The organism is Streptococcus sp. k-378 (genome assembly GCF_013277505.1).
In the GTDB taxonomy this organism is placed as follows: domain Bacteria; phylum Bacillota; class Bacilli; order Lactobacillales; family Streptococcaceae; genus Streptococcus; species Streptococcus pseudopneumoniae.
Window position 1 is genome coordinate 1 of the sequence record NZ_VMNC01000100.1, and the last position, 3,267, is coordinate 3,267.

At 36.7% G+C, this 3,267-nt stretch carries 4 protein-coding genes and 1 pseudogene; 4 read left to right on the plus strand and 1 reads right to left on the minus strand.

All coding sequences use genetic code 11. The features are described 5' to 3' along the window. Nucleotides 1-267: 267 nt before the first annotated feature. Complete coding sequence (locus HT719_RS09445) at nt 268-804, minus strand: biotin transporter BioY (RefSeq protein ID WP_166731017.1); 537 nt, start codon at nt 802-804, stop codon at nt 268-270. Nucleotides 805-1,098: 294 nt separating this feature from the next. Here HT719_RS09445 and HT719_RS09450 point away from each other — a divergent pair. From HT719_RS09450 to HT719_RS09465, 4 genes and pseudogenes are all read left to right on the plus strand, one after another. Further along, nucleotides 1,099-1,429 (plus strand): annotated as a pseudogene (locus HT719_RS09450) (hypothetical protein). Between the two features lie 211 nt (nt 1,430-1,640). After that, on the plus strand, nt 1,641-1,919 hold the full coding sequence (locus HT719_RS09455) for a hypothetical protein (RefSeq protein ID WP_172929012.1): 279 nt from the start codon (nt 1,641-1,643) through the stop codon (nt 1,917-1,919). After that, nucleotides 1,916-2,080, plus strand: a complete 165-nt coding sequence (locus tag HT719_RS09460) for a hypothetical protein (protein ID WP_016397553.1) — start codon at nt 1,916-1,918, stop codon at nt 2,078-2,080. The genes HT719_RS09455 and HT719_RS09460 overlap by 4 nt, the downstream gene beginning before the upstream one ends. A gap of 4 nt (nt 2,081-2,084) precedes the next feature. Next, the gene (locus HT719_RS09465; RefSeq protein WP_050112811.1) at nt 2,085-3,230 is read left to right on the plus strand and encodes a replication initiator protein A; all 1,146 of its coding nucleotides are present in this window, start codon (nt 2,085-2,087) and stop codon (nt 3,228-3,230) included. Nucleotides 3,231-3,267 lie beyond the last annotated feature (37 nt).

Genomic DNA, 3,267 nt, shown 5'->3' on the forward strand with positions numbered 1-3,267 from the left:
AAACGATAGTATGATACAAATTCCCCCTCTAGTTTATGAACACTAGAGGGGTGATTTTATATAATACTCAATGAAAATCAAAGAGCAAACTAGGAAGCTAGCCGCAGGTTGCTCAAAGCACTGCTTTGAGGTTGTAGATAAGACTGACGAAGTCAGTCACATATATAATCCAAGGTGAAGCTGACGTGTTTGAAGAAATTTTTGAAGAATATAAGTTTTCAAAATGAAAGAAAAGGATATTGAGTCATGGCAACTCGATATCCTTTTTTAGTTAGCGAAGTAAGCCTGATTTTTAAGGCGTTGAAGTAGTGGACGGCTAATAAAACTAATAGCTAGAAGTTTACCAAGGTCTGGGATAATAAAGGGAAGAACCCCCACAACAAGAGCTTTTTCAAATGCCATTCCAGCTAGAAAATGCAAGCTGAGAATCCCTCCGACAAAGACAAGGGCATCACCCAAGAGATTTGCAAGAAAAATATTGACAATTCCGCTCTTGCTGTTGGTTAGAGAGGAAGTAAGTCCAGAGTAAACGAGATAAAACCAAAGATAGCCTGCAGTAGGGCCAACTAAAGCCTGAAAACCAGCTCCACCTCCTGCAAACACAGGAAGACCGATAGCACCTAGAAGAAGATAGAGTCCAACAGAAAGTACAGCCTCTCTCGGTCTAAAGACAGTAGCAATCAAGCCGATTGCAAAGTTTTGCAGAGTGAAGGGAACAGGTCCAACTGGAAGACTGATTTGTGCCAAAACAGCAATGAGAGCAGCCCCAATAGCAGGGATAGCATAAATGTGAGCTTTTTTCAAAATAGTTAACCTCTTTTCTGATGTATAGTAACTATTATACTCATAGAGGAATCATTGTCAACCAATTTTTTAAAACAAGGTAACAAAAACTGTAACGGCCGATTTTGCTTATTGGTTAAGTTGGATAATTTTTTTGTTGATTCGAAAATTGTCTGTATAGATAATCCTATTTTATTAATAAAAAATATACTAGGTAAGTGTCTAGAGTTTTGAGAAACACAAGGAACATATAAATATATGCAGAGAACGAGGAAATTCGTTCTCTTTTTCGTTGCCAAAAATTAAGGAGAAAAAATGTCAGATAATATTGAAATTGTTATGGATATTGATTCGCTAGAAATTTTCGATGTAATAGATCTTGATAAGAATGAAAATATGGTTGATTGTATTTCTGAAGGAAATTCTGATGAAAAAGTATCTCCAGACAATGACCTTGCTAGAGTTTGGCTTGGAAACGATTATTATAAGCTCGCTAGTATTTTCTGGAAAGTCATAAAAGATGATGTTATTCATGAATTATATCTTAGAATTAAGCTTGGCACTTATCCGTATTTCAGAAGAGCTAGAGATGGAACATGGGGAATGGGGACAAACCAGCCAACTGACTTATGATGAAGCCCTGTAGACGACGATGGAATTTACTCCTGAGTTACTTGATTCTGTTTGAAACGAGAGAGGCCGAGATAGCACGACAAGACTAGAAGTCTTAAGAAAACCTTACAAAAAAAAGTGAGGTACAACTGATGAGTGTAGAACGTGATCTTGTGAGAAAGAAAATCAAGGAATTTAAGTTAAGGATAGGCGAATTAGAAGAAACATTGGAAGGGAGTTAATCCATGTGGTTGGAAACAATCGTTTGTTTTGATTGTGATTATGAGGAAAAATGGGAAGAAGATGATATTTTCAAGCCTATTCATTGTCCTGAATGTGGAGATGTATTAGATGTTGTAAAAAGAGATTGGTTAGGTGAAACAATACTTAGAAGCACAGTGCAGTGTGAGCGATGTAACTTTTTATTTGACCATTTGGATTTTCAGCTTGGTCTATCTGAATGCTCGAGTTGCTTTTCAAAGGAGCTCAAATTGGTGAGACAGAAAAAGGAGATAGTAGAATGACTAAAGAAATGTTTGTGCAATTTTCAAAAAAAGCAGCTGTTAACGAAGTGATGAGAAAAACAGGAATGAGTAAAAAACGTGCTGTTAAGGCGGTTGAAGAATTAGAGAGAGAAGGAGTTCTGTTCTCTATGGGAAATGGTACTGTGATGATGGGGGTGTGATAACATGGCTGATATTACAGTAAATCAAGTAGCAACACAGACCTTCTATCAAATCCCACAAATTTTCATGGTAAATGTTAAGAAGAAATTTTCTGCTGAGGGGAAACCTACTGGGAAAATCAAGATGACGAGTCTCTATGCCAAGAAATTATCAAATGATGGCAAGATTGCTTATGGAGTACTCTATGATCGATGTATGTTGAGTATTCATTCTTACAGAAACGGTGAACTGACTTATGTTGATGAGAATGGTTCAGTATTTCTTGTCTATACGGTTGAGGACTTAATGGAAATTTTAGATCGCAGTAAGCCAACTGTATTGAAAATCAAGAAAGAATTGAAAGAGCTTGGATTGCTTCGTGAAGTGAAACAAGGGAAGAATCGTCCGAATCGTTTGTATCTTCAAAATGTGAATGCTGAATTACAAGAATATGAACACTATGATGCTGAAGTCGTAGAAAAAGGACGTGACAAAGGAACTGTAGTCTACCACCATGTAAAAACTTTAGATTACAAAGGTTGTGTCTTATTTGAAATTGAACGTCCAGGCAGTGAAGAAGAATCTTCTATTTTGAAAGATGAAAACTCTGTTTTAGAAAAGCCTATCAAATCAATAAATTCTGGAAGTCAAAAATCTTTACCTCCAAAAAAAGCTGTTAAATCAACGAATTTTGGAAGTCAAAAATCTTTACCTCCGGAGGTAAAAAATTTTAACCCTATTAAGACTGAGAAGAGTCATACTGAGAATAATAGTACTAGACATAGTTCTAGAAAGCCTGCTTCCAATTCTAAGGAATTGGATCAGACTGCTGGAACTTGTGACACTCCTTCTCAAAAAACAAGTGGGAAGAAATTTATCAAACCTCAAGTCTATTCTCTCTTGCAGGAAATTGCAGATAGCTACCGAGATCATTTACCGTGGTACCAGCATTATAATATGACTCACCGCCAAAAGATGATTGTTGGCCAATACATTCAGACAGGATGGATAACAAGTAGTGAGGTTCTTCACTGTATCGAACGGATTCCTGAATGTGATAGTCCTTTTGCTTACTTGATTCAATCTATTGAAAATTTGATTGGCGAACGTAAGAGCGAGGCCAAGATGCAAGCTCATAGAGAAGCAGAGTATAGGTATCTGAGTAACTAATACTCTTCGAAAATCAAATTCAAACCACGTCAGCGTC